At 69.2% G+C, this 24,378-nt stretch carries 23 protein-coding genes; 13 read left to right on the top strand and 10 right to left on the bottom strand.

The window, feature by feature from the left end:
• Window positions 1–22: 22 nt before the first annotated feature.
• Both ACWDOP_RS26705 and ACWDOP_RS26700 read right to left on the bottom strand, forming a co-directional pair.
• Window positions 23–256, bottom strand: coding sequence for a hypothetical protein (locus tag ACWDOP_RS26705; protein WP_456347224.1), 234 nt, complete (start codon window positions 254–256; stop codon window positions 23–25).
• Between the two features lie 202 nt (window positions 257–458).
• Window positions 459–968, bottom strand: a complete 510-nt coding sequence (locus tag ACWDOP_RS26700; RefSeq protein ID WP_456347223.1) for an NUDIX hydrolase — start codon at window positions 966–968, stop codon at window positions 459–461.
• A gap of 360 nt (window positions 969–1,328) precedes the next feature.
• On the opposite strand from ACWDOP_RS26700, the gene ACWDOP_RS26695 reads away from it, so the two are divergent.
• Window positions 1,329–1,709 (top strand): nitroreductase family deazaflavin-dependent oxidoreductase, encoded by a 381-nt coding sequence (locus tag ACWDOP_RS26695; protein WP_454202216.1) that lies wholly within the window; start codon window positions 1,329–1,331, stop codon window positions 1,707–1,709.
• 237 nt (window positions 1,710–1,946) lie between these two features.
• Here the strand turns inward: ACWDOP_RS26695 and ACWDOP_RS26690 are convergent, their stop codons facing one another.
• Window positions 1,947–2,450, bottom strand: coding sequence for a nitroreductase/quinone reductase family protein (locus tag ACWDOP_RS26690; protein WP_456347222.1), 504 nt, complete (start codon window positions 2,448–2,450; stop codon window positions 1,947–1,949).
• A gap of 210 nt (window positions 2,451–2,660) precedes the next feature.
• Here ACWDOP_RS26690 and ACWDOP_RS26685 point away from each other — a divergent pair, with 210 nt between their 5' ends.
• Window positions 2,661–4,223 (top strand): ArnT family glycosyltransferase, encoded by a 1,563-nt coding sequence (locus tag ACWDOP_RS26685; RefSeq protein WP_456347221.1) that lies wholly within the window; start codon window positions 2,661–2,663, stop codon window positions 4,221–4,223.
• Here ACWDOP_RS26685 and ACWDOP_RS26680 read toward each other — a convergent pair.
• The 3 genes from ACWDOP_RS26680 to ACWDOP_RS26670 all read right to left on the bottom strand — a co-directional run bounded on the left by ACWDOP_RS26680 (window position 4,153) and on the right by ACWDOP_RS26670 (window position 9,087).
• Window positions 4,153–5,664, bottom strand: coding sequence for an ABC1 kinase family protein (locus ACWDOP_RS26680; RefSeq protein ID WP_456347220.1), 1,512 nt, complete (start codon window positions 5,662–5,664; stop codon window positions 4,153–4,155). The two genes, ACWDOP_RS26685 and ACWDOP_RS26680, sit on opposite strands and share 71 nt — an antisense overlap.
• A 338-nt stretch (window positions 5,665–6,002) precedes the next feature.
• Entirely contained in the window at window positions 6,003–7,274 is a 1,272-nt protein-coding gene (locus ACWDOP_RS26675; protein ID WP_456347219.1) for a PucR family transcriptional regulator, read from the bottom strand.
• 10 nt (window positions 7,275–7,284) lie between these two features.
• Entirely contained in the window at window positions 7,285–9,087 is a 1,803-nt protein-coding gene (locus tag ACWDOP_RS26670; RefSeq protein ID WP_456347218.1) for an AMP-dependent synthetase/ligase, read from the bottom strand.
• Between the two features lie 359 nt (window positions 9,088–9,446).
• Between ACWDOP_RS26670 and glnA the strand changes: the two genes are divergently transcribed.
• The 4 genes from glnA to ACWDOP_RS26650 all read left to right on the top strand — a co-directional run bounded on the left by glnA (window position 9,447) and on the right by ACWDOP_RS26650 (window position 13,319).
• Window positions 9,447–10,883: a type I glutamate--ammonia ligase gene (glnA, locus tag ACWDOP_RS26665; RefSeq protein WP_456347217.1), complete on the top strand. Its 1,437-nt coding sequence runs from the start codon at window positions 9,447–9,449 to the stop codon at window positions 10,881–10,883.
• Window positions 10,884–10,981: 98 nt separating this feature from the next.
• Entirely contained in the window at window positions 10,982–11,341 is a 360-nt protein-coding gene (locus tag ACWDOP_RS26660) for a nuclear transport factor 2 family protein (protein ID WP_456347216.1), read from the top strand.
• Between the two features lie 248 nt (window positions 11,342–11,589).
• Window positions 11,590–12,927, top strand: a complete 1,338-nt coding sequence (locus ACWDOP_RS26655; RefSeq protein WP_456347215.1) for a hypothetical protein — start codon at window positions 11,590–11,592, stop codon at window positions 12,925–12,927.
• 32 nt (window positions 12,928–12,959) lie between these two features.
• Window positions 12,960–13,319: an arsenate reductase family protein gene (locus ACWDOP_RS26650; protein WP_456347214.1), complete on the top strand. Its 360-nt coding sequence runs from the start codon at window positions 12,960–12,962 to the stop codon at window positions 13,317–13,319.
• A gap of 429 nt (window positions 13,320–13,748) precedes the next feature.
• Here ACWDOP_RS26650 and ACWDOP_RS26645 read toward each other — a convergent pair whose 3' ends face one another.
• Window positions 13,749–14,219: a nitroreductase family deazaflavin-dependent oxidoreductase gene (locus ACWDOP_RS26645; protein WP_456347213.1), complete on the bottom strand. Its 471-nt coding sequence runs from the start codon at window positions 14,217–14,219 to the stop codon at window positions 13,749–13,751.
• A 126-nt stretch (window positions 14,220–14,345) separates the two neighbouring features.
• Between ACWDOP_RS26645 and ACWDOP_RS26640 the strand changes: the two genes are divergently transcribed.
• Window positions 14,346–15,035 carry a TetR/AcrR family transcriptional regulator gene (locus ACWDOP_RS26640; protein ID WP_454202205.1) on the top strand — a complete coding sequence of 230 codons (690 nt, stop codon included), beginning with the start codon at window positions 14,346–14,348 and terminating at the stop codon, window positions 15,033–15,035.
• A gap of 49 nt (window positions 15,036–15,084) precedes the next feature.
• Here ACWDOP_RS26640 and ACWDOP_RS26635 read toward each other — a convergent pair whose 3' ends face one another.
• Together ACWDOP_RS26635 and ACWDOP_RS26630 are read right to left on the bottom strand one after the other, a co-directional pair.
• Window positions 15,085–15,465, bottom strand: coding sequence for a DUF4873 domain-containing protein (locus tag ACWDOP_RS26635; RefSeq protein ID WP_456347212.1), 381 nt, complete (start codon window positions 15,463–15,465; stop codon window positions 15,085–15,087).
• A complete protein-coding gene (locus tag ACWDOP_RS26630; RefSeq protein ID WP_456347211.1) occupies window positions 15,462–16,376 on the bottom strand; it encodes an AurF N-oxygenase family protein in 915 nt (304 codons plus the stop codon). The genes ACWDOP_RS26635 and ACWDOP_RS26630 overlap by 4 nt, the downstream gene beginning before the upstream one ends.
• Window positions 16,377–16,472: 96 nt before the next feature.
• Between ACWDOP_RS26630 and ACWDOP_RS26625 the strand changes: the two genes are divergently transcribed.
• Window positions 16,473–17,183, top strand: a complete 711-nt coding sequence (locus ACWDOP_RS26625) for a TetR/AcrR family transcriptional regulator (protein WP_454202202.1) — start codon at window positions 16,473–16,475, stop codon at window positions 17,181–17,183.
• A 63-nt stretch (window positions 17,184–17,246) separates the two neighbouring features.
• On the opposite strand, the gene ACWDOP_RS26620 is transcribed toward ACWDOP_RS26625, so the two are convergent.
• Window positions 17,247–18,494 (bottom strand): DUF418 domain-containing protein, encoded by a 1,248-nt coding sequence (locus ACWDOP_RS26620; RefSeq protein WP_456347210.1) that lies wholly within the window; start codon window positions 18,492–18,494, stop codon window positions 17,247–17,249.
• Between the two features lie 143 nt (window positions 18,495–18,637).
• Here ACWDOP_RS26620 and dop point away from each other — a divergent pair, with 143 nt between their 5' ends.
• The 5 genes from dop to pafA all read left to right on the top strand — a co-directional run bounded on the left by dop (window position 18,638) and on the right by pafA (window position 24,141).
• A complete protein-coding gene (gene dop / locus ACWDOP_RS26615; RefSeq protein WP_454202200.1) occupies window positions 18,638–20,137 on the top strand; it encodes a depupylase/deamidase Dop in 1,500 nt (499 codons plus the stop codon).
• Window positions 20,138–20,531: 394 nt separating this feature from the next.
• Window positions 20,532–20,726, top strand: coding sequence for a ubiquitin-like protein Pup (locus ACWDOP_RS26610; protein ID WP_067536347.1), 195 nt, complete (start codon window positions 20,532–20,534; stop codon window positions 20,724–20,726).
• 26 nt (window positions 20,727–20,752) lie between these two features.
• Window positions 20,753–21,574, top strand: a complete 822-nt coding sequence (gene prcB, locus ACWDOP_RS26605; protein WP_454202273.1) for a proteasome subunit beta — start codon at window positions 20,753–20,755, stop codon at window positions 21,572–21,574.
• Window positions 21,571–22,344 (top strand): proteasome subunit alpha, encoded by a 774-nt coding sequence (gene prcA, locus ACWDOP_RS26600; RefSeq protein WP_456347209.1) that lies wholly within the window; start codon window positions 21,571–21,573, stop codon window positions 22,342–22,344. The genes prcB and prcA overlap by 4 nt, the downstream gene beginning before the upstream one ends.
• A 438-nt stretch (window positions 22,345–22,782) precedes the next feature.
• Window positions 22,783–24,141 (top strand): Pup--protein ligase, encoded by a 1,359-nt coding sequence (pafA, locus tag ACWDOP_RS26595; RefSeq protein ID WP_454202198.1) that lies wholly within the window; start codon window positions 22,783–22,785, stop codon window positions 24,139–24,141.
• Window positions 24,142–24,378: the final 237 nt, after the last annotated feature.

The following is a 24,378-nucleotide window of genomic DNA, read 5'->3' as shown; positions in this document are numbered from 1 at the left end:
TCGGCCCGGCCGCGCCGCCGGTTCATGTCGTTACCGGGTGCCGTCGTTCGCGCCGGCCGCCGTTCTCGGCCAATTGCCATACCGCGGTGCACAAATCGGCGACCAGGCGGTCGGGGATCCGGTCCGAGTTGTGCCCGGCGTGCCCGTCCGGATCGTAGGCATGGGACACGTCGTCGATGAGGTCGTACTGATCCGGCGTCGCACCGGGCAGCTCGAGGGCGACTGCCGCCCAGGGTAAGAGTCTGTCGAGCGCCACGTACTGCCACCATTCCGCATTCGACCACCATCGGCGCCGTCGGCGGCCACCTCGGAATCCCAGGGGCGCAGACACAATTGGGTGATCACATCGGCCATCCGGGACTTCGCGTCACCGGCTTTCGTGGCTGCCACGATGGTGGCGACGTCGACGACATCCCCAACCTGGTGGGGGCATCGCGGGCACCGGTAGACGGCCCGGGTCAGCGCAGGAGGTGGGGGACCAGGACCCGGGTGTCGGGGACGAAGGGCCAGGTGGGGTCGGTCAGGTGGGCGCGGAGCTGGGCGTCGGTCCACCACCAGCCGTCGGCTATCTCGGTGGGCTGGTGGTGCAGGGGGCCGTCGGAGCGGTACTCGTAGGCGAACAGGTGGCAGCGCATCGGTTTTCCGGACCACTCGCCATCCCAGGAGGCGGTCGCCAGCGGGTGTAGGGGGACCGTCGCGGTGATGCCCAGTTCCTCGGAGAGCTCGCGCGCGGCCGCGGCGGCGGGATCCTCGCCGGGGTCGAGGACGCCGCCGGCCAGGCAGTCGTGCATGCCGGCGAAGACGGCCTTGGTGTCGGTGCGGCGGTGGACGTAGATGCGGGCGCCGTCCAGGGAGCGGACCAGTACGCCGGCCGCGGCGTGCCAGAGGCCCTCGGCGTAGACGCGGGCGCGGTCCGCGGAGCCGATCTCGTTGCCTGCGGCGTCGTAGATCGCGATCATCTCGGGCATGGGGCTCCTCTCCGCGCCGGGGCCGGCGGTCGACTCGGAACACTAGTTCAGGGCGCCGGGCCGGCGCGTACGCGGCCGCTGTCGGGGGTCGGCCGCATGGCGATTCGAGGGCGTGGCGAGTATTCACGGCGTTTCGGCGCGAAGCGCTCGGCCCGACACGATGGCGGTTGAGCCGGGCGCGGTGCGAGCGTGGGGCGCCACCGAGTGCGGCGCCGGCGGCCGCAGCGGCTCCGGTGGGTGTGTGCACGACCGCAACCGAGCCGGTGGCCCGACCTGCCATTCGGCGTCACTCGCCCGCCGCGCGCGGCCAGGCGGCGTAGCCTCTGGGGCGCAACCGTTTTCGTCAGAGAGGACGTGATCATGCCGCTGCCTCAGGCTTTGGCCGAGCTCAATCGGCGCGTCACCAACCCGGTGCTGGGGGTGCTGGCGCGGGTCGCGCCGGGGTTCGGGATCGTGCGGCACGTCGGCCGCAACTCCGGGCGGGCCTACTCGGTCCCGGTCATGGTGTTCGAACGCGACGGGGGCTATCGGATCGCCCTCACCTACGGGCGGAACGTGGACTGGCTCAAGAATATTCGAGCGGCGGGCAGCTTCGACTTCCAGACCCGGGGGCGGGTCGTGCGGCTCGTGGACCCGGTGGTCGGGCAGGACGCGTCGGCCTCGTGGGCGCCGCCGGGCGTGCGTCAGGTGCTCGTCGCGCTGTCCGCCGAGAACTACGTGCAGGCGCGTATCGCGGACTGACGCGACACGCGCTCGGATTGCTCCGGTCGCGTCGCGGAAAACGCGACGCCCATGTGGTCGGCCGCGCAGCTTCCGATGCCAGGGCCGGACGGGATCCGGACGCCTTGTCTTCGCGACTCGAACCACTCCCGGGCGGGCTTCCCTCCTTCGCCTACGCGCCGAGCACGCCGCCGACCGCCTCCAGTCGCCGGGTGTGTGCGCCTCGTGCCGCGCGTCGGCGGGCGGCGATGCCGCGCCTCAGCGCGGGGTGAGGCGGATGACGACGCCGCCCTGCTGCCAGGTCTGGTAGATGTCCGCTTTGTTCGGTGAGCCGTCGGGATCGAAGCCGATCCCGTTGAACGTCGCGTTGCGGGCGTTGTCGCGGGCGACGACCTCGTACAGGCGCATGACCGACTCGCTGTCGGTGTGCACCTCGGCGTCCGCCGTGCGCCGGGGGCCGCCCGCGGTGAACTCGAGCGGGACATCCTTGCGGATGTTGCGCACCCACGGGTGGTCGGCCGTGCCGATGAGCAGGTCGCCCTCGTGCCGGGTGTACGCCAGCGGGACGTCGTAGACCCGGCCGGACTTGCGCCCGACGACGTGCAGGATCAGCAGGCGTTTGCCGACGACGCCGGCCGGGCCGGGCACCTTCAGCAGCACTCGGATGATCCTGTTGAGGAAGCCCTGGTAGCCGCGGATCGGCTGCGGTCCGGTCGTGGTGGGGGTTCCGAAGGGGTTGGGCTCGGGCGGCTGGGCGGTCATGGCCACACTCCTTGCCTGAAAGATGTTGTACGGCAGCGGCATACGCGCGCAAGTATAGGCCGCGGCGGTGGGTGGCCCCGCGTGTTCCCTGCCGTGCGGGGTGTGGCCGGGGTACCGGTTCGAAATCCCACCTGTTTCGCAGGGCTCCGGCATCGGATGGAAGCTGTAGATTTGCTGAAGTCCAGTGCCCTGCCCGCGAGGAGTGTGCCGATGACCGACGTGGTTGATCGTCCGGCCCAGCCCGGACCCCCCGGTTCCTCGGGCCGACATGCGGCGGTGGAAGAACAGATCGGCATGGCGTGGTGGTGGGTCGCGGGCGTCGCCATCCCCGCTGCTGTGGTGTTGCTGCTCTCCGCCACGCGCTACGGATACTTCGGCGACGAACTGTACTTCCTCGCCTCGGGCCGGCGGCCCGCGTTCGGCTACGCCGACCAGGGCCCGGTGCTCCCGCTGCTCTCGCGGCTGATGGACATCCTCGCCCCGGGCTCGTACTTCGCCCTGCGCCTGCCCGCGGTGCTGCTGACCGTCGCCGCGATCGTGCTGTGCGCCATGCTCGCCCGCGAATTCGGTGGCGGGCGCTGGGCCCAGGTGCTGGCCGCCCTCGGCTACGCCACCTCGCCGTTCCTGCTGCTGCAGGGCGCGATGCTCACCACCAACGCCATCGACACCGCGCTGTGGGTGATCATCACCTGGCTGGTGGTGCGCTGGGTGCGGACCCGTCAGGACTGGCTGCTGCTGGCCGCGGCCCTGGTGACCGCGCTCGATCTGCAGGTCAAATGGCTCATCCCGTTCTTCTGGATCGCGGTGGCGATCAGCAGCCTGGTGTTCGGGCCCCGCGATCTGGTGCGCCGCCCGCTGCTGTGGGCGGGCGGGGTCATCGCGGTGCTGACGACCGTGCCCGAACTGCTGTGGCAGCGCGACCACGACTGGCCACAGCTCGAGATGGGCCGCATCATCGCCGGGGAACAGGACATCCTGGGCGGACGGCTGCTGTTCGTGCCGATGTCGGTGAGCCTGGCCGGATTCCTCGGCGCACTGCTGCTGCTCTGGGGGCTGTGGGCGCTGCTGACCTGGGACCTGTTGCGGCCCTACCGTTTTCTCGGCGCGACCCTGATCCTGCTGTTCGTGGCCTTCCTCGTCACCGGCGGCCGTATCTACTACGCGGCGGGCATGTACGGGGTGATGATCGCCGCGGGCGCGGTCGCCCTGGTCACCACCGCCGAACGGATCCCCGCGGTGGGGCGGCGGGTGCTGACCGTGGCCACCGCGCTCCTCGCCCTGGCCGCAACGGCTTTCGTGCTCTACTCCACCCCCTGGCGACCGGCCGACGACATCACCCCGCCCGCCGACGACGCCGAGGCCGCGATCAATATCGGCGTGTACGGCTCCTTCGGCTGGCACGAACTCACGGACGAGGTGATCCGGGTCTACGACGCGCTGCCGCCGGAGGAGAAGTCGCGAGCGGTCATCCTCACCGACACCTATTGGCAGGCGGCCGCTCTGGATCAATTCGGCCGCGATCAACTCCCGCCCATCTACAGCCCCAGCCGCGGTTTCGGCTACTTCGGCGCACCGCCGGACGACGCCACCGCCGTCTTGGCCGTCGGCGGCTACGAGGTGCTGCTGCGCACCCAGTTCGAGCGCGTCGAACCGGTCGGCAAGGTGGACACCCGCATCGGATTCCCGGGCAATACCCAGGACGTCACCATCTGGAAGTGCACGGGGCGGAAGGAACCGTGGTCGAAGGCGTGGCCGAACTGGATGCATCTGTGACCGCGACGGATGCATCTGTGACCGCGACCAGGCGCCGCACGGGCGCGGGAGCCTCGCCGAGCAGGAAGCGCTCCAGCGGATCGGCCAATTCCGGTATGTAGGTGAGCAGTTCGGCGCGCAGCGGGCCCTGCACCTCCAGCTGGCACAGCACCCCGGCGGTGGCCACGATGGCCCGCCCGATGGGGGTGTACTCGGGGGCGGAGGTCAGTTCCCGGCACACGTTGGTCAAGCGTAGATCGGTGGCGCGCAACACCTGTCGCCGCAGCCACGGCGTGGTCAGGCGCACCTCGCGGTGATAGAACAGCTCGCGAATCTCGAAGGTGATCTGGCGCAGGGCCGCGATGTCGAAATCGCGGTCGGTGCGCACGAATCCGTAGCGCCGCAGCACCTCGAGGAGTTGATCGTTGCTGCCGTTGAAGGCCGCGTCCCCGATATCGCCCACGAGCGTGGGGAACTCGGCCGGCGAGACCGGGCAGGCGCCGAAATCCATCACGCCGACCCGTCCGTCGGGCAGCACCCGGAAGTTGCCCGGATGCGGATCGGTGTACAGCCGTCCGGTCCGCACCCCCGAGGACAGGACGAACCGGGCGATCAGCAACCCGATGCGGTCCTTCTCCCGCTGGGCGCCCGACTCGATGATGCGCGGCAGCGGAATGCCGTCGAGCCATTCGCTGATCAGCACGTCACCCCGCTGGTGGACCACCCGCGGCACCACGAAATCCGGGTCGCCGGCGTACGCGTCGGCGAACGCGCGCTGGGTGGCCGCCTCGGTCTCGTAGTCGAGTTCCTCGGTGATGCACTCCGACAGCGCCGCGGCCAGTGCGCGGGTGTCGGCGGCGGGCGCGAAAACCGTTGCCAGCGGGGCGAGCCGGCGGATCTGTTCGAGGTCCGAGTGCACCGACTGTCTGGCACCCGGATACATGATCTTGACCGCGACCGCGCGCCCGTCGTGCCACACCGCGCGGTGCACCTGACCCACCGAGGCCGCCGCGCAGGCGCGGGTGTCGAAACGGGTGAACAGGGTCTCCCAGTCCGGGCCGAGGCTCGCGGACATGGCCGCGCACACCGCGCCGGGCAGCATGGCCGGGGCCGAATCCTGGAGCCGGCTCAGCGCCTCGCGATAGGGCGCGCCGAGTTCGGCGGGCAGGGCCAGTTCGTACAGGGCGAGCAGTTGCCCGAGCTTGGCCGCGCAGCCCTTGAGCTCACCGAGCACCTGGAACATGTGCTGGGCGGTGCGGGCCTGGATGTCGAGTTCCACCTCCCGCGCCGAGCGGCCGAGCGCGCGCCGTCCCACGCCGCCCGCGCGCCGCGCCGCGTAGGCGACCGGCAGCGTGGCGATCTTGGCGTTGCGGACCGACGCACGAACCGGCGGCTGTCCGGTCGTGTCGGAATCGGCACGTCGGCGCAGCCGCCGGAGTCCACCCTGGCGCGGTTCGGGCATGGAATACCTCCGAGGATCGGTGTCTCAGTGTGTCACGCGGTCGATCACCGGGGGAGGGGGTGGCGGGGAGAAGATTGCTGAGAATTATGGACATCGGGGGTGATTGCGGGCGGATCCGAAGAGTTGTCGCGGACATCGAATTCTATTGTCTGGGACATTGATTCGACGAGGACTCGGGATCGGCTACCCGGCTTCAACTGGAAGTTCGAACGTTCGTTCGCCCCGGCGGCGAGCTCGGCGGACTGCTTCTAGATCAAATATTGGCGTGTTCGGATAACTGTCCGGGCTTGCGGCGCGGGCAACTGTGCCGCCGACGCCGGCGCGGCGCGAGCGCCCGGTTACGGGGTGAAGGACGCCGACTCCAGGCAGCGCGCGATACGGGCCGCGGACAGCGTCATGGCGTCGGTGGGCCGATGCGGGTCCAGGCCCGTGAGTTCGTGCACCCGGGCGAGGCGGTAGGTGACCGTATTGCGATGGATATTGAGCAGGCGCGCGGTGGCCAGCTGGTTGAACCCGGTGTCGACGAACACCTCCAGGGTGTCGGCCAGCATCGGCTGCGCGTCCAGCGGAGCCAGGACCGCGGCCAGTCCGGGACGGGCCGAATCGCCCGCCGCGATCGTGTACTCGAACATGAGATCGTCTCTGCGGCAGAGCATCTGCGGCCGATCCAGGCAGCGGCCGAGTTCGGCCAGCATGCGCGCCTCGGTGAACCGGGCCGGAATATCGGCCCGGGAATGGGCGCCGGCCACCCCCACCCAGAACGGCGCGGGCGGGGTGGTGCGTCCCGCCGGATCGCCCTTGCGCACGATCCGCGCGCCCGGTTGCTCGGCCCGCCGCGCGGGCGCGGTGCTCGTGGGGGGTACGTGCCCGGCGGGATGGGCCGGGAGCAGGCGGGCGGTCAGGGCGGCGATGGCGGCGGTGCCGTCGTCGCCGGGTTGCAGCGGCAGCAGCGCGGTCCAGCCGCCGCTGTCCATCCGCAGGAAGACGCCGGGGATTGCCTCGACGCGATGCCGCAGCTCGCTGGTGTCGCCGCCGCGCGCGGGGGCGAGCCGGAACGCCGCGATCAGGAAGGCGTCGGGGACCGCGATGGCCGGTTCGTCCGCCCACTCGATCGGATCGCGGCCGGTCAGCAGCGCGTCGGCGATCGCGCGGCGGCGCTCGAGCAGCTCCCACCGCGGATCGTGGGCGTGCTGCACGTACGCGGTCGCGATCCGGGTGGTCAGCAGGGTGATGTACTGGATCAGCGCCAGCGCCGAGTCGGTCAGCGTCTGCTGCTCCTCCGCGCTCGCGCTCGCCCGGATCCCGCCCCAGATGTACTCCGCGCCGATCCGGTACCTGCCGAGCACCTCCTCCAGCGGTTCGCCGTCGCGCACCCGGCCCAGCGCGATCTCGACCACCTCGCGGGTGTCCGCCTCCGACGGTGTCACCCCGCTGCGCAGGAAGTCGAAGAACAGATCCACGTTGAGCTTGATCCCGCGTTCGACCCCGCTGGCCACCAAGGGCTCCGGCAGCGTCCGGTACGGCGGCAGCGCGCCCTGGAATTCCTCCCGCACCGTCACCGCCCGCCGGTACAGCTGTTCCAGCGCCCTGTCCCCGATTCGCCCCTGCATAACTCTCCTACTACCCGTACAGCGAGTCGATAGTAGCCGCGTAGGCGTTAGCTATCGGTTTGCGCCTAAGTTTTCCGGTGGCGGTGAGGCACTCGCTGCCCGGGGCCCACACGTCGGGCAGCACCACGAACTTCTTGATCTGCTCGACCCGGGACAGCTTGGCGTTGGCGGCGTCCACGCCCTCCTGCACGCTCGCCAGCACCACCGGATCCTGCGCCAGGGCCGCGATACTGCGATCCGATAGCTGATTGCGCTCGGCGAAGGCGGCGACCAGATCGGGATCGAGGCAGATGAGAGCGGTGTTGTAGGACCGGCCCTCGCCGATCGCGACCACCGTGCCCGCCAGCGGGGTGCTCTCGGTGACGGTGTTCTCGATGTTGGTCGGGGACATGTTCTTGCCCGCGGCGTTGATGATGAGTTCCTTCTTGCGATCGACGATCTTCAAGAAGCCCTCGGCGTCGATCTCGCCGACGTCGCCGGTGTGCAGCCAGCCGTCGGCGTCGATCGTCTCCGCGGTCTTGTCGGGGGCGTTGCGGTAACCGCGCATGACCATGCGGCCGCGTACCAGCACCTCACCGTCCGCGGCGATCGAGACCTCGGCGCCCGGCAGCGCGGTGCCGACGGTGCCGATCTTGACTCGCTCGGGGCGGTTGACCGTCGCGCCCGCGGTGCATTCGGTCATGCCGTAGCCCTCGCACAGCGGCAGGCCGAGGCCGAGGAAGAACTCGTGGGTGTCGCGCGGGATCGGGGCAGCGCCGGTGACCGCGACGCGAACCTTGTCCAGGCCCAGGCGTTCCCGGATGGTCGCCAGGACGAAGCGATCCGCGAGGCGGAAGCGCACGGTCTCGAACGCCGACAGCGGGCGGCCGTCGGACACCGCGCGGGCACGGGCCCGGCCGGTGGCGATGGCCCAGTCGACCAGGCGGCGCTTGAGCGGGCTCGGTTCGGCCCGGAAGCGATCCTCCAGGGCCGCTTTGACTTTCACCCACACCCGGGGCACGCCCAGGAACACCGAGGGGTGCACCTCGAGCAGCGCCTCGGCGACCTGCCCGAGAACGGGACAGGTGGTGATCTGCCCGCCGGTGGTCATCGAGAGATAGTGCGCGAACCAGCGATTGGCGGCGTGCGCGTCGGGCAGGTACGACACCACCTTGTCCTCGGGGCCGCCGCCGCCGAATTCGTCGATCACGCGGGCGTTCTCGAGGAAATTGGTGTGGGTCAGCTCCACGCCCTTGGGCGGACCGGTGGTACCGGAGGTGTAGACGATCGTAAGCAGATCCTCGGGATCGACCGCGCGCCAGGAGGATTCGAAATCGAAGCCGGGCTTCGGGGCCGACTCCAGGGCGGAGAGAGTGGTGGTGCCGGCGGGCTCGCCGTCGATGCAGATCACGTGCTCGACGATCGCGCCCTGGGTGGCGGCCTTGGCGACCGCGGCCAGGACCTGGGGCGCGAACTGCTCCTCGCAGATCACGACCTTGTTCCCGGCATTGCCGAACTGGTACGCCAGCAGGTCCACCGGATTGGTGTTGTAGACCGAGAACGGCGTCGCGCCGGTGTGCAGGACGCCGGTGTCGCAGAGGTGGAACTCCGGGCGGTTGGTCATCATGAGTGCGACGGTGTCACCGCGGCCGACGCCCAGGGCCGCGAGACCGGCGGCGATGGATCGAACGCGCTGCCCGTACTCGCGCCAGGTGTGCGACTCGGCGCCGCCGAGCGTTCGCAGGGCGACCGCCTCGGGGTACCGTGCCACGTTCGCCTGAAACGCCTCGCACAGCGTCCGCGGCTGCACCGCCGCTACCTCTGTTGAACTCACGACCTACCTCTGATTCGACTGTGATCGAGAGCACCCCGGCCCTCGGTGTCATCCAGCACACCGCACAAAGATGGGTCGGGACCAGTGGCAATGGCGAAGATCTGCGGGGTCGCGTTTGTGCACATGACCAAAGGGGGATCGCGGGGTGAGTTCCAGGTGCGCGTAGTGCCCGCAACGGTGCTGCGGGGCCGGACGTGGCCTGCGATCGGCGGGGTCGTGCGCGTCGAATGATCTTGTTGCACAAACTGATTCGTCAACGGAGCGGTGTGGCGCGGACGTATCGTTGATGGACACGAGGACCGCCGGTACCCGGCTGGGCCGTCCGATCGGGGCGCGATGCGGCCGTGAGGGAGCCCGCCGTGATCACCCCCAGCGTCAGCGGAGTACAGGATTTCATCGACGCCGAACAGGTCGAATACGTCGACGTCAGGTTCTGCGACGTGCCGGGGGTGCAGCAGCACTTCTCCATACCGGCGTCGATGTTCGGCGCCGAACTCGTCGACGAGGGCATCGCCTTCGACGGGTCGTCGGTGCGCGGATTCCAGGCCATTCACGAATCCGACATGCTGTTGCTGCTGGATCTGCGTACCGCGCAGCTGGATTCGTTCCGGACCGCCAAAACGCTCAATATCAACTGTTTCGTGCACGATCCGCACACCCGTCAGGCGTACAGCCGCGATCCGCGCAATGTGGCGCGCAAGGCCGAGGATTACCTGCGCAGCACCGGGCTCGCGGACACCGCGTACTTCGGGCCCGAGGCGGAGTTCTACATCTTCGATTCGGTGCGGTACGAGACCGGGATGAACGGGGCGTTCTATCGGGTGGATTCGGCGTCGGGGAGCTGGAACACCGGGTCCAAGCGCAATATCGACGGCAGTCCCAATCGCGGGTACAAGGTGCGGCCCAAGGGCGGGTACTTCCCGGTCGCGCCCTACGACGCCGACGTCGATCTGCGCGATCGGATGTGCACGCACCTGCAGCGGGCGGGATTCGAGTTGGAGAAGGGGCATCACGAGGTCGGCACCGCCGGGCAGGCGGAGATCAACTACCGCTACAACACGCTCCTGGCCGCCGCCGACGACCTCATGCTCTACAAATACATCATCAAGAACGCCGCCTGGCAGGGCGGGAAAACCGTCACCTTCATGCCCAAACCGCTGTTCGGCGACAACGGTTCCGGAATGCACGTGCACCAATCCCTGTGGAAGGACGGCCATTCCCTGTTCTACGACGAGTCCGGCTACGCGGGCCTGTCGGATATGGCCCGCCACTACATCGGCGGCATCCTGCACCACGCGCCGTCGCTGCTGGCCTTCACCAACCCCACCGTCAATTCCTACAAACGCCTGGTCCCCGGGTACGAGGCGCCCGTCAATCTCGTGTACAGCCAGCGCAATCGCTCGGCCGCGGTCCGAATTCCCGTCACCGGCGCCAATCCCAACGCCAAACGCCTCGAATTCCGCTGCCCCGACGCCTCGAGCAATCCCTACTTCGCCTTCGCGGCGATGATGATGGCCGGCCTCGACGGCGTCCTGAACAAGATCGAACCGGCCCTCCCCATAGACAAGGATCTCTACGAACTGACCCCCGAGGAAACTGCCGAGGTGACCCAGGCCCCCGCGAGCCTCGAGGCGGTGATCGACCGCTTGGAGGCCGACCACGACTACCTGACCCGGGGCAACGTCTTCACCGACGACCTCATCGAGACGTGGATAGCCCTCAAGCGCGAGACCGAGATAGCCGAGATAGCGATCCGCCCCCACCCCTACGAGTTCGACCTGTACTTCGACGTGTGAGGCGCCGTCGCCGCGCTCGTGCGATCACTGCGCCCGGGGCGTCTGGCTTTACCCGAGGCGTAATCGACGTCACACCCTCGGGCGAAGATGCTTGGTGCATGAGCGAATACGAGAGCATCGCGCGGCGGTACATCGACATCTGGAACGAAGGGGATGCGGGGGTGCGGCGGGCGCGTATCGGCGAGTTGTACACCGCGGAGGCCGAGTTCACCGACCCGCTGGTTCGGGTCCGGGGGGTTGCGGAGATCGACGACATGATCTCGGGGGCGCGGGAGCGGTTCGCGGGACTCGAATTCGGGCTCGGGGCTGTGGACGGGCACCACGACATCGCCCGGTTCACTTGGACTTTGGGCGCGCCCGGCGCCGGTGAACCGCTGGTGATCGGCTTCGACGTGATCACCCTGGTTGACGGGCGAATCGACCGTGTGCACGGATTCCTGGACCGCGTGCCCGCATGAGCCGCCGCCCCACCCGACCCGGACGGCGTTCGGAGGGTAGCGTGTTCGGAAGAACTCGCACCGGCAAACGCGTTGCGGGGAACGGTGATTGAGGTCAGGAGTGAGCGGGGGTAAACGGGTGGGGTGGGTTCTACGTGCGCATAGTCATACGACGCGCGCTCAAACTATGACCTTTCCCTCACTGCCCGCGCCCATCACCCGGGTAGCCATACGATCCGGGCCTGATAGAGGTGGAAGGCGAAGTGCCCATGGATCGAAACGCGTTCGTCGAAGTGATGAACGAGGCGAGCGGGATGCTGGAGTCGGGCCGCGCGGGGGAGGCGCTGGAACGACTGACGGCGTTCGACGACGCGCTCACCACCGCACCCGATCCCAAGGACTACGGGTGGGTCGTGTCCTACCGGTTCCGCTCGGCGTTCGCGGCCGGGGAGTTCGATCAGGCCCTGAATCTGGCCGAACACGGCCCGGCCCGCTTTCCCGCCGACATCCCGCCCGCCACCCTGTCCACCATGTACTCCATGGCCGTGGAGGCCGCGACCCAGCTGGGCCGGGCCGAGACGGCGGTCGTGATGGCCGACCGCTGCATCGAGATCCGGCGCGGCCACGGCGACAGCGGTGAAGTCCTCATGGCCGCCATGACCGCGTGCACCCTGCTCGGCGACATCGAGCGGCACGACCTGGCCATCAAATACGCGCAACTGCTCATCGCCGAGGGCGAGGGGCACGACGAACACCGCTCCTACGGGTACTACGCGGTCTGCGCGGCCATCGAACACGACGTCCCCGGCCCGCTGCTCGAGACCCTGAGCGCCGGCCGGGAATGGCTCAGCGGCCGCGACAACGAATTCGCCCGTGAGGCACTGGAATACCTGGACAAGGTGCAGTCCGATCCGCCGCCCGCCGCGTCCGGCCCGGCCGCCGCCGCGCCCGCCGACCCGCAGGCCACCGAGTACCTGCGCATCTCCGACACCGGCGCCCAGCAGGTCACCGGGCCCGCCCAGCCGCCCGCCGACCAGGTCGCGGGCGGGGAGACCGCCGACGCCCTGCTGGACGCGCAACGCCCCGGCATCGCCGCGGCCGCCTACCGCGCGCTCGTCGACGACGCCTTCGCCACCGGCAAACCCGATCCGCTGATCGCGGGCAAGGCCGTGCTGGGCCTGCTCATGGCGCTCATCTTCGACAACCGCGTCGGCGAGGCGCACGCGGTGTGGATCGACGAGCAGAGCGCGACCTTCCTCGGGGTCTGGGCGCTGGAGAACGGGCAGACCTCGGTCCACGACGCGATCGCCTACAACCTGGTCGCGGCCTTCCTGCACTCGCTCAGCACCGGGGACCGGCACGCCGCCAACCACGCGGTCGACACCCTCATGGCGCGCACCATCGAGTGGGCGTTCGAGAACGACCCGCAGGCCGTGCCGCTCATGCTCAACACCTGGAAGCTGCATCTGCGCGAAATCCACGAGGGCGATCCCGCACCCGAATTCCGCTGGGAACTCGGCCGTTTCGAACAGCGCTGGAACGGACCCGTTCCCGACTCCGGGCTGTACTGGATGCGCCCCTACCGCTGGGTCGTCGACTGGGTCTGACCCGCGTCCGCCCGCTGACTAGGCTGCCCGGCATGGCAACCGAAATCTGGCACAACCCGAAGTGCTCGAAGAGCCGTACCGCCAAGGCGCTGCTCGACGACGCCGGCGCCGGCTACGTGGAGCGCCGCTATCTCGACAACCCGCCCACGGCCGCTGAAATCCGCGCCGTGCTGGGCAAACTCGGCCTCGAGCCGTGGGACATCACCCGCACCGGCGAGGCCGAGGCCAAGGAACTGGACGTCGCGTCCTGGGGCCGCACCCCCGCCGACCGCGACCGCTGGGTCGAGGCCCTGGCCACCCACCCCCGGCTGATCGAACGCCCGATCGTCATCACCGACGACGGCAAGGCCGTGGTCGCGCGCAGCGAGGAAGCCCTCGACACCCTGCGCTGAGCCGCTGCGTACGCCGCCGACGTGCTGCACTGAATTGCGCAGCTGCGGCGAACATCGCACCGCTTCCGACACACCTCCTCGACTTGCGGCGGCGAGGTACGACCGCGGCGCCGGCCGGCGCGGTCCGGCGGCGATGGCGGCCCGGGCAGGCGATCAAAGTTCTGGCGCGGGAGATGCGCCGGCTCGCCGAGTACGACGCCGTCGAGGCGGCCATCGGCACGGTGCCCGCGGGCGCCTCCAGCACCGCCGCGCTGACCCCGACCCGCACCGGCGCCGAACCGGCCCAGGACACGCCGTCATCGCGGCGGCAATCCCGCCGGCCATCCGGGAACGATCCGCGACCGGGTCGTGCCGCCGACGACTCCGATCGGCGCGGCCGGGCTCGGTTCGACTGCCCGGGCGTATCGGGTGTGACCGCCCGCGACCGAGTCACCGGGCGGTCTGGGGCGCCGGGATGATCTCGAAGACCGGGAAACCCGGTGCGATCGCGGCCAATTCGGCGTCGGTGGCGTTCTTGGTCAGGCCCTCGAAGAAGCGGCCGACCTCCCAGCCCCAGCGCTCGAGGTACTCGCGCAGGACCGGGACCTTGTCGGCGTCGGGCATCTCCACCGCGGCGAAGGTCTCGACCTTGCGGCCCAGGCGCAGCTCGCCCGAACCCGCGACGCGCAGGTTGCGGACCCACTGGGTGTGCCCGCGCGGGGCGACCAGGTAGCGCTTACCGTCGGAGTCGAGGATGTTGACCATCGTGGTCCGCCACTCGCCGGACTTGCGGCCGCGCACCGCGAGCAGGCGGGAGCCCAGGACGCTGATGCCGAGCTTGGGCAGCAGGTTGAACACGCGATTCATGATGGGATCCAGGCCGCTGGGCAGGATGTAGCGGGTGGCGGCGGTGTCGTTCATGGTCTTCCCTCTCACTCTTCGAGAGCGGTGCTCTCTGATGTGATCAGTGTGCGCGGAACCTCCGCACATTGTCAAGAGCAGTGCTCTCGAAAAGGGTCGGTGCTCCGAATGTGGCACACTGTTCGCATGAGCGCGCCACGTACCGCCCGCGAACGGGCCCGGGTCGAGATCACCCGCGAGATCACCGATGCCGCGCGGCGCCAGCTCGCCGAATCCGGCGCGGCCGCGCTCTCGCTGCGGGCCATCGCCCGCGAACTCGGCATGGTCTCCTCGGCGCTGTACCGCTACTTCCCGAGCCGCGACGAGCTGCTCACCACGCTGATCATCGAGGCGTACAACGCCATCGGCTCGGCGGTGGAGGACGCCGTCCGCGCGGCGCGGACCCCGCGCGCGCAATGGATCGCCGCGTCGAACGCGGTGCGGGACTGGGGAATCGCGCACCCGCACGAGTACGCGCTGCTGTACGGCTCGCCGGTGCCCGGCTACCAGGCCCCGCAGACCACGATCGCGCCGGCCGCCCGGGTGCCCCTGGCCGCACTCGGCATCCTGAGCGCCGCCGTCGAGAACGACGCCCTCGCGGTCGGCTCCGAACCGCTCGCACCCGAACTCGCCGCCCAGACCGCCGCGCTGGCGGCGCAATTCGCCCCCGGGGTACCCGAGGCGAACATCGCCCGCATGGTCGTGGCCTGGACCCAGCTCTTCGGCCTGGTCGGCTTCGAACTCACCGGCCAACTGGTGGGCAGCATGGACCCGGCCGGGCCGCTGTTCGACTACTCGGTCGCGGCCATGGCCGATCTCATCGGACTGCGCGACTAGATCCGGCGGCGGGCACGGTCGCCGCGGCGGGTCTCGGTGCGGTGCGGAGCTAGTGGGCGGGCGTCGGTTCCAGGGGGAACGGCGGCGCGCCCTCGCCCGCTATTCGCAGGTTGCCCCAGGGGTCGCGCTCCTGCAGCACGGCCCGGGCCGGCAGACCTCCCGGCACCATGAGGAACACCTGACCGCGACCCGGATCGGGCAGATCCACGTGCTCCGGCGCGGAAACCCGGCCGTACCAATGGAATCTGCCGTCTATCGGGTCCAGATGGCCGTTCAGGGCGACGGTCACCGGAAGATCCCCGGCGGGGGTGTCGAGCAGGGCCGGGCCCGAATACTCCGGTCCGGCTTCGAGTTCGGGGACCGGGTCCGCCCCGCCCGAACGCGGGAACCTGTCCGCCCGCGCCCGCCGCCGTCCGCCGAAGCGCCTCACAGCAGCCCCCTGCGCTGCCAGACGCGCTTGCCGATCGGCCCGATGAGCCCCTGCTTGTCCAGGAACGCACCGAGATTCGCCGCGCCGATCCCCAGCGCCCGGCGGGCGTGCGGATTGGCGCGGGCCATCCGCCGCGCGCCCCGGCCGTCCTCGATGCCGGCGCGAACGTACATGTGCCAGTTGGTCATCAGATGCACGAACAGCGGCGCGGCGATCGCCACGCACATCCGCGTGTACGCGCGCTCGGCCGCGGTCATGGTCGGTGCGCGCCGGGCCAGGGCGTCGCGGGCGAAACCGATGTGCCGCGCCTCCTCGGTGACGTGAATACGCATGGCGCGCGCCACGATCGGCTGTAGCTCCGCGTCGTCGAGGGTGCGCCGCTGGATGGCGTCGAAGATCTCCTCGCCGACCAGCGCGCCCACCCAGACCATGGGCCCGCGCAGGAACAGCTGCAGCGAGCTGATCACCAGGCGCTCGTAGCGGTTGGGCCAGTACGGCCGCGCCTCGATGCGGTCGATGAGTTTGCCGAACATCATCATGTGCCGGCATTCGTCGCCCATCTTGGTGAGCGTGTAGTGGCTGTGCCGTGAGGTCGGATCGCCGTTCATGAGCTCGCGCAACAGCAGTCGATTGAGCAGGTTCTCGAACCAGATGCCCACCGAGAGCACGCTCGCCAGCTCCTGGCGGGACAGTTCGCGGCGCTGCTCCGCGCTCATGGCTTCCCACAGCGGCGTGCCGTACAGCGAGATCACCTCGGGCGGGAGGAAGAGTTTGTCCGGATCCAGCGGTGCGTTCCAGTCGATGTCGACCACGGGGTCGTAGGACTTCTTCGCCGATCCGAGCAGCAGGCGCTGCGCGAAGGCCTCGCGGGGCAGTGGTGCGGCCGTTGTCACCGATGCGTCGTCGCCCATGACGGCTCCTGACTCAAGTTACTGATACAACCTGTTACACTCAGATTAGTGGTACACGATGTATCGGTCAATGGACAGGTGGGTATCGTGAGCCGGGTGACCGGAACCAGCGCACGCACGTCGTCCGCGGCAGCCGACGGCCGCAGCACCCGCTGGAACGGCCACAAGGCCCGCCGCCGCGCCGACATGCTCGACGCCGCCCTGACGGTGATCGAGGCCAACGGCACCGACATCTCGGTGCAGCAGATCGCCGACAAGCTCAAGGTGCCGCGCCCGGTGGTGTACCGGCACTTCAACGGCCGCGCCGATCTCGACGAGCAGATCCGCCGCCACATCCTCGAATCGCTACTGGCCGAACTGCTTCCACGCCTGCGCCCGGACGGGACCCTCAAGGACGCGGTGCGCGGCGCGGTCGGCACCTACGTGGGCTGGGTCGAGCGGCACCCGAACCTGCATCGCTTCCTGGCCACCGCCGACCCCCAGGGCGAGTCCTCGCGCGCGGTCGCGGGCGCCCGCGACCGCATCGGCGGCCAGCTGGCGGACCTGTTCGCCGACACCCTCGCCGGGTTCGGACTGGATCGAAACCGCGCCCGCCCCATGGCCTTCGGCATGGTCGGCTTCGTCGACGGGGTGGTCAACAGCTGGCGCGCCGAGGCCACCCTGACCTCGGAACAGGTCGAGGGCATCCTCACCGAGTCGGTGCTCGCGCTGATCGAGGGCAACGCCCGCAGCCTCGACGTCCCCATGTCCCGGGACACCGTCGTCGGCGAGCTGATCTCGCGCGCCGAGGCCGTGCGCGCGCAGTAGTCCGGAACGAGCGCGGGCACCGGCGCGCGATCGCGCCGATGCCCGCGGAGGGGCCGTACCGCGCTAGGCGGTGCGCGCGCCGCCGCGCTCGGCCAGCGCCCGGTAGCTCGCGTTCCACAGCCACTCCACCGGGCCCTTGTCGAAGCGGCGCAGCCACAGGTGCGCGAAGATCAGCATGAACGCGCTGACCACCAGGTAGACCCCGACCGTGAACGGCACCCGGGCATTACCGGTGAACTCCGCGGCCAGGCCCAGTCCCCAGCCGTAGCAGATGGCCCCCGCGACGAGGTTCTGCAGGATGTAGCAGCTCAGCGCCATCCGCCCCACCTCGGCGAACCGCCTGCCGACCACGCCCGGCGCGGGCCGGCGCACGTAGAACTCGGCCACCAGCGCCAGGATGCCCAGCGCCACGAACGGCGCGATGCCGTAGCGGGTGAACAGGATCAGGGTCCCGCCGGCCATGCCCAGCGCCAGGTCCAGGGGTGCGGCGACGGCGAAACCGATGATCATGAGGCGCTTGCGGATTCGCGCCCCGCCCGGTTCGAAGACGCCCGCGGCGAACAGTCGCGCGCCGAGCAGGAACAGCGCGATACACAGCGGGAAGATGACGATCGCCTCGACGCGGAACAGCAGCGCGTTGTCCAGGCGGAACAGCACCAGATCCCAGAACGACCCATCCGCATAGGGATTGGGGTCCGGCACATCGGAGGACGACGAATCATCCTGTCCCGAACCCGATATCGCGGCCAGCGCCACCACGACGGCCAGCAGGGTGAGCAGCGCGGTGTGGATGCCGGCGGCGATCCACAGCCAGCGGCGTTGCGCCCGGGGACTCGTCGCCAGTACGAACGCCACGACCAGGCCGGTGGCCGCGTATCCCATCAGGACATCGAATTCGGCCACGAACAGGAAGTTCAGCAGGCCGTCCAGGAACAGCAGCCCGGCCCGCCACGGGTATTTGCCGGGCCACGGCCGGCCGCCGCGGGCGGCCGAGCGCTGCTGGATCGCGAGCCCGATGCCGAACATGATGGTGAGCAGACCCAGGAATTTGCCCTGCGCCAGCTGCTGCAGGAACCGCTCGGCCCACAGCCAGATCCCCTCGGGCTCGTCCGTGCGGGAGATGTATCCGGGGAGACCGCTGATGTTGGTGAAGATCCAGACGTTGGTGCCCAGCGTTCCCAGGATGGCGATGCCGCGCAGGACGTCCAGGGCGGCCAGTCGCGATGAACGCGGCTCGGCCGGAACGGGTTTCGACCCGGTGTCGGTGGTGGTCCGGGGTGCGAGCTGCGGAGCGGGTACCGGTTCGGCCATGCCGAATATTCTGCCGACGCGGCAGGTCGGCGCGGATCCACCGGCAGAACGACCGGCGGTGCGACCAGAGGATGACCTGCCCCCGAGGTGCGCCGTTGCCCAGGCGGCCACCATTCGCGGCCGCGTCGCCTAGGCTCGACGCCATGCAGCGCATTATCGGAATCGAGGTCGAGTACGGCATTTCGACGCCTTCGGAGCCGTCGGCCAACCCGATTCTCACGTCGACCCAGGCGGTGCTCGCCTACGCCGCGGCGGAAGGCGTACCGCGGGCCAAACGCACCCGGTGGGACTACGAGGTGGAGTCACCCCTGCGCGACGCGCGAGGATTCGATCTGGGGCGGCTCAACGGGCCCGCGCCGGTGATCGACGCCGACGAGGTCGGGGCGGCGAACATGATCCTCACCAACGGCGCCCGGCTCTACGTCGATCACGCCCATCCCGAGTACTCCGCCCCCGAGGTCACCGACCCCCTGGACGCGGTGATCTGGGACAAGGCCGGCGAGCGGGTCATGGACGCCGCCGCCCGCTACGCCTCGAGCGTGCCCGGTGCGCCGCGCATGCAGCTGTACAAGAACAACGTCGACGGCAAGGGCGCCTCGTACGGCACCCACGAGAACTACCTGATGAGCCGGGACACCCCGTTCAACCAGATCATCGTCGGGCTCACCCCGTTCTTCGTCTCGCGCCAGGTCGTCTGCGGTTCCGGTCGCGTCGGCATCGGCCAGTCCGGTGACACCGCGGGCTTCCAGCTGTCCCAGCGCGCCGACTACATCGAGGTCGAGGTCGGGCTCGAGACCACGCTCAAGCGCGGCATCATCAACACCCGCGACGAACCGCATGCCGACGCCGACAAGTACCGCCGGCTGCACGTGATCATCGGCGACGCCAACCTCTCCGAATGGGCCACCTACCTCAAGGTCGGCACCACCGCCCTGGTGCTGGACCTGATCGAGGCGGGGGAGGACCTGTCCGATCTGCAACTGGCCCGCCCGGTGACCGCGGTGCACACGATCAGCCACGACCCGACACTGCGCGCGACCGTCGCGCTCGCGGACGGCCGGGAACTGACCGGCCTTGCGCTGCAACGCATCTACCTCGACCGGGTCGAGAAGTTCATGGACCGCGAGGGCAACGACGACCCGCGGGTGCAGGACGTCATCGAGAAGTGGGCCCACGTCCTGGATCTGCTCGAGCGCGATCCGATGGAGACCGCCGACCTGCTGGACTGGACCGCCAAACTCCGCCTGCTGGAAGGCATGCGCCAGCGCGAGGGCCTGACCTGGTCCGCGCCCAAGCTGCACCTGGTCGACCTGCAGTACTCCGATGTGCGCCTGGACAAGGGCCTGTACAACCGCCTGGTGGCGCGCGGATCCATGCAGCGACTGGTGACCGAGCAGCAGATCCTGGACGCGATGACCAACCCGCCCACCGACACCCGCGCCTACTTCCGCGGTGAGTGCCTGCGCCGCTTCGGCGCCGACATCGCCGCGGCCAGCTGGGATTCGGTGATCTTCGATCTGGGCGGCGACTCGCTCGTCCGCATCCCCACCCTCGAGCCGCGCCGCGGCACCAAAACCCATGTGGGGCAGCTGCTGGACGGGGTGTCCACCGCCGCGGAATTGGTGAAACAGCTCACTCGCTGAGCGATACCCGAGTGGCGTCACGCGGTGCGGGCCGAGCGCCCCGCACCGCGTTCGCGTGCGCGGCGCGCGGTCGCGGGAACCCTGGCGCTGTCCGGCGCCGGCACCGCGCACGAGGTGGGGTTCACCCCCTATAGCCCCTAATTTCCGGGGTGTTCGCCGGCGGCGCCCGGCGGCGCCGAACCGGGCGCTCGACCTACTTTTTCGAGGGTTCGAGGGGTTACCCCCGAAGAACTTTCCGTGCTTCGGGGCCGTACCCCGCAAGGCTGCCGGAAGGTCGCGGAAAGACGGCATTGCGGTTAATCCGGCATGTTGCGGTCGTCGCTGGGTACTGTTGGGTGCACGGGCACCGGCTTTTTCCGATGCTCGCCGATGATCACAGAGGAGGTCGGCTGCTATGGCACAAGAGCAGACCAAGCGCGCCGGTGGTGGCGACGAGGACGAGGGGCCCGTCGGGGACGGTGCTGCGGGGCAGGAGCGTCGCGAGAAACTGGCTGAGGAGACCGACGACCTGCTCGACGAGATCGACGACGTCCTCGAGGAGAATGCCGAGGACTTCGTGCGCGCCTACGTTCAGAAGGGCGGCCAGTGACCTCAGGCGACCCCTTGCGCAGCCAGATGGGGCTCGCTCTTTCGTCCTTCTCCGAATATCTCCGGCTCCACGCACCGGAACTGTTGCCCGGCAACGATTTCCGGGTCGACGGCGCATCCGGTTCGGGTGCGCCGTCCGACATCGCGCCGCACGGCACCACCATCGTCGCGGTCAGCTACCGCGGCGGCGTGCTGATCGCGGGCGATCGCCGTGCGACACAGGGCAATCTGCTCGCCAGCCGTGACATCGAGAAGGTGTACATCACCGACACCTTCTCCGCGGCGGGCATCGCGGGCACCGCGGGCATGGCGATCGAGATGATCCGCCTGTTCGCGGTGGAGCTCGAGTACTACGAGAAGATCGAGGGGGTGCCCCTCACCTTCGACGGCAAGGCCAACAAACTCTCGAAGATGGTGCGCGACAACCTCCCCGCGGCCCTGCAGGGTCTCGCGGTGGTGCCGATGCTGGTCGGGTACGACCCCGACCAGCCGGACCCGGACAAGTCCGGGCGCGTCATCTCCTATGACGTGGTCGGCGGCCGCAGCGAAGAGCGATTCGGTTACACCGCTGTCGGTTCCGGCTCGCTGTTCGCCAAGTCGTCGCTGAAGAAGACCTATCGCCGGGGCATCGATCAGGACCGGGCGCTGAGCATCGCCGTGGAAGCCCTGTTCGACGCCGCCGACGACGACACCGCCACCGGTGGCCCCGACACCATGCGGGGCATCTATCCGACGGCGATCGTCATCGATTCCGAAGGCGCCGTTGAGGTGTCGGAGGACCGGCTGGCCGAGATCACGCGCGGGATCGTGGCCGCGCGTGGCGACGAAGAGGGGGATGCGCAAGCATGACACTGCCGTATTACGCATCCGCCGAACAGATCATGCGCGACAAGACCGAACTCGCGCGCAAGGGCATCGCGCGCGGGCGAAGCGTCCTCGTGCTGGTCTACGACAAGGGCGTGGTGTTCGTCGCGGAGAACCCGTCGGCGACCCTGCACAAGGTGAGCGAGTTGTACGACCGCGTCGGGTTCGCCGCGGTCGGCAAGTACAACGAGTTCGAGAGCCTGCGTCGGGGCGGCATCCTGCAGGCCGACCTGCGCGGGTACCAGTTCGACCGGCGCGATGTCACCGGCCGGTTCCTGGCCAACCTGTACGCGCAGAGCCTCGGCACGATCTTCACCGATCAGCTCAAGCCCTTCGAGGTGGAGATCTGCGTCGCCGAGGTCGGGTATCCGGAGGCCGAGTCCAACTCGGTGCTGTACCGGATCAACTTCGACGGATCCATTGTCGACGAGCGCGAATTCGTGGTGATGGGCGGCAACACCGACCCGATCGTCACCGCGCTCAAGGGGTCGTACAAGCCGGGGTTGCCCCTGCACGACGCGGTCTCGGTCGCGGTGGCGGCCCTGGCCAAGGCGACACCCGAGGGCGCCGACAAGGACAAGCGGGTGGCGGGCTCCTCACTCGAGGTCGCCACCCTCGAACAGGCCCGGCCGCGACGGGCGTTCCGTCGCATCACCGGCGCCGCTCTGCAGGAGCTGATCACCGGCAGGGCACCCAGCGCCAAGGCCGCCGCCGAAGCGGACAAGCCCACGGGCGGAGATCCGTCCCAGGCATAGGGAATTCGCGCAATCCCCGGTCATCCACCGCATTCGGATGACCGGGGATTTTCGACGCCGTCCCGCATCGGATCCCACATGCTGAAATTCGGGTCGCGCGCAATTCGGCGCGCGGTCCGGAAAGCGCCGCACCCGCCCCGGATTCCCGGTGCGCGACCCGGATTCGTTTTCCCGCACCGGGTGTCGGGACGCTCACAAATCCGGGCCCGCTCGCCCGCCCCGGCCGCCGCGCCGCCCCCGCCGATCCGGCGCCGGCGGGCTCGCACTCGCCTCACCTGAGTGTTTGCAGTCTGCACAGCAGAGTGCAAAGGGGACTTGCCTTTTCGCTGGCTACGGCCCGTGCGGCGTTGCATCCCGTGCTAAATCGTTGTGAATACGTTTGCACCATGTCTCTCACAGCGCCCTTATCGGGCAGCGTATCGCTGTAATGTCGATAGGGTGCAGCGACGAATCATGGGGATCGAAACCGAATTCGGGGTGACGTGCACCTTCCACGGTCACCGTCGGTTGAGTCCTGACGAGGTGGCCCGGTACCTTTTCCGCCGGGTAGTTTCCTGGGGCCGTAGTTCTAACGTGTTCCTCCGCAATGGCGCCCGGCTCTACCTCGATGTCGGTTCGCATCCGGAGTACGCGACGGCCGAGTGCGACAGCCTGGTGCAGCTGGTCACTCATGACCGCGCCGGTGAACGGGTCCTGGAGGATCTGCTCATCGACGCCGAACAGCGTCTCGCCGAGGAAGGCATCGGCGGCGACATCTACCTGTTCAAGAACAACACCGACTCCGCGGGCAACTCCTACGGGTGTCACGAGAACTTCCTCGTGGTGCGCGCCGGCGAGTTCTCCCGCATCTCCGACGTGCTGTTGCCGTTCCTGGTGACCCGGCAGCTCATCTGTGGTGCGGGCAAGGTGCTCCAGACGCCGAAGGCGGCCACCTTCTGCCTCTCGCAGCGCGCGGAACACATCTGGGAGGGCGTCTCCTCGGCGACCACGCGCTCGCGGCCCATCATCAATACCCGCGATGAGCCGCACGCCGATGCCGAGAAGTACCGCCGCCTGCACGTGATCGTCGGCGACTCCAACATGGCCGAGCCGAGCACGATGCTCAAGGTCGGCACCGCCTCGCTGGTGCTCGAGATGATCGAGGCCGGGGTCGCGTTCCGGGACTTCGCCCTGGACAACCCGATTCGGGCCATCCGCGAGGTCTCCCACGACCTGACCGGGCGCCGTCCGGTGCGGCTGGCGGGTGGCCGGCAGGCCAGCGCCCTGGACATCCAGCGCGAGTACTACGCCCGCGCCGTGGAGCATCTGCGCAATCGCGACCGCGATCCGCAGGTGGACGCGGTGGTGGACCTGTGGGGCCGCACCCTGGACGCGGTCGAGGCGCAGGACTTCGCCAAGGTCGACACCGAGATCGACTGGGTCATCAAGCGCAAGCTGTTCCAGCGCTACCAGGACCGCTACAACATGGAGCTGTCCGATCCCAAGATCGCCCAGCTGGACCTGGCCTACCACGACATCAAGCGCGGCCGCGGCGTCTTCGACCTGCTGCAGCGCAAGGGTCTGGCCAAGCGCATCACCGAGGACGAGGCCATCGACAACGCGGTCAACACCCCGCCGCAGACCACCCGGGCCAAACTGCGCGGCGATTTCATCACCGCCGCCCAGGAGGCGGGCCGTGACTTCACGGTCGACTGGGTGCACCTCAAGCTGAACGATCAGGCGCAGCGCACCGTGCTCTGCAAGGATCCGTTCCGCTCGGTGGACGAACGAGTCGACAGGCTGATCGCTTCGATGTAGTTCGTGGTTTCAGGCGCGACGCACCGTGCTCTGCAAGCGGTGCCCGTGCCGCTCGGTGGACGAACGCGTGGATCGGCTCATCGCCTCGATGTAGGCACTTGATCAGGGTCAGAGACGGCCGCGAACCTCAACAAGTTCGCCCGCCGATCGCCGTGCCGATCAGGCTGCCGATGGAGGTGCCCAGGCTGACCGCGTTGATCAGATCGTTCATGGCGAGCTGGTTCTCCAGGGGCGAGG

This window comes from Nocardia sp. NPDC003693 (assembly GCF_053981095.1).
This window is presented reverse-complemented; position numbering and strand designations above follow the sequence as displayed.

Excerpts from the sequence above, each read along its gene's own strand:
- ACWDOP_RS26700 (WP_456347223.1), bottom strand. The coding sequence starts at position 968 with ATGCCCGAGATGATCGCGATCTACGACGCCGCAGGCAACGAGATCGGC.
- ACWDOP_RS26695 (WP_454202216.1), top strand. The coding sequence starts at position 1,329 with ATGCCGCTGCCTCAGGCTTTGGCCGAGCTCAATCGGCGCGTCACCAAC.
- ACWDOP_RS26690 (WP_456347222.1), bottom strand. The coding sequence starts at position 2,450 with ATGACCGCCCAGCCGCCCGAGCCCAACCCCTTCGGAACCCCCACCACG.
- ACWDOP_RS26685 (WP_456347221.1), top strand. The coding sequence starts at position 2,661 with ATGACCGACGTGGTTGATCGTCCGGCCCAGCCCGGACCCCCCGGTTCC.
- ACWDOP_RS26680 (WP_456347220.1), bottom strand. The coding sequence starts at position 5,664 with ATGCCCGAACCGCGCCAGGGTGGACTCCGGCGGCTGCGCCGACGTGCC.
- ACWDOP_RS26675 (WP_456347219.1), bottom strand. The coding sequence starts at position 7,274 with ATGCAGGGGCGAATCGGGGACAGGGCGCTGGAACAGCTGTACCGGCGG.
- ACWDOP_RS26660 (WP_456347216.1), top strand. The coding sequence starts at position 10,982 with ATGAGCGAATACGAGAGCATCGCGCGGCGGTACATCGACATCTGGAAC.
- ACWDOP_RS26655 (WP_456347215.1), top strand. The coding sequence starts at position 11,590 with ATGGATCGAAACGCGTTCGTCGAAGTGATGAACGAGGCGAGCGGGATG.
- ACWDOP_RS26650 (WP_456347214.1), top strand. The coding sequence starts at position 12,960 with ATGGCAACCGAAATCTGGCACAACCCGAAGTGCTCGAAGAGCCGTACC.
- ACWDOP_RS26645 (WP_456347213.1), bottom strand. The coding sequence starts at position 14,219 with ATGAACGACACCGCCGCCACCCGCTACATCCTGCCCAGCGGCCTGGAT.
- ACWDOP_RS26640 (WP_454202205.1), top strand. The coding sequence starts at position 14,346 with ATGAGCGCGCCACGTACCGCCCGCGAACGGGCCCGGGTCGAGATCACC.
- ACWDOP_RS26630 (WP_456347211.1), bottom strand. The coding sequence starts at position 16,376 with ATGGGCGACGACGCATCGGTGACAACGGCCGCACCACTGCCCCGCGAG.
- ACWDOP_RS26620 (WP_456347210.1), bottom strand. The coding sequence starts at position 18,494 with ATGGCCGAACCGGTACCCGCTCCGCAGCTCGCACCCCGGACCACCACC.
- dop (WP_454202200.1), top strand. The coding sequence starts at position 18,638 with ATGCAGCGCATTATCGGAATCGAGGTCGAGTACGGCATTTCGACGCCT.
- ACWDOP_RS26610 (WP_067536347.1), top strand. The coding sequence starts at position 20,532 with ATGGCACAAGAGCAGACCAAGCGCGCCGGTGGTGGCGACGAGGACGAG.
- prcB (WP_454202273.1), top strand. The coding sequence starts at position 20,753 with ATGGGGCTCGCTCTTTCGTCCTTCTCCGAATATCTCCGGCTCCACGCA.
- prcA (WP_456347209.1), top strand. The coding sequence starts at position 21,571 with ATGACACTGCCGTATTACGCATCCGCCGAACAGATCATGCGCGACAAG.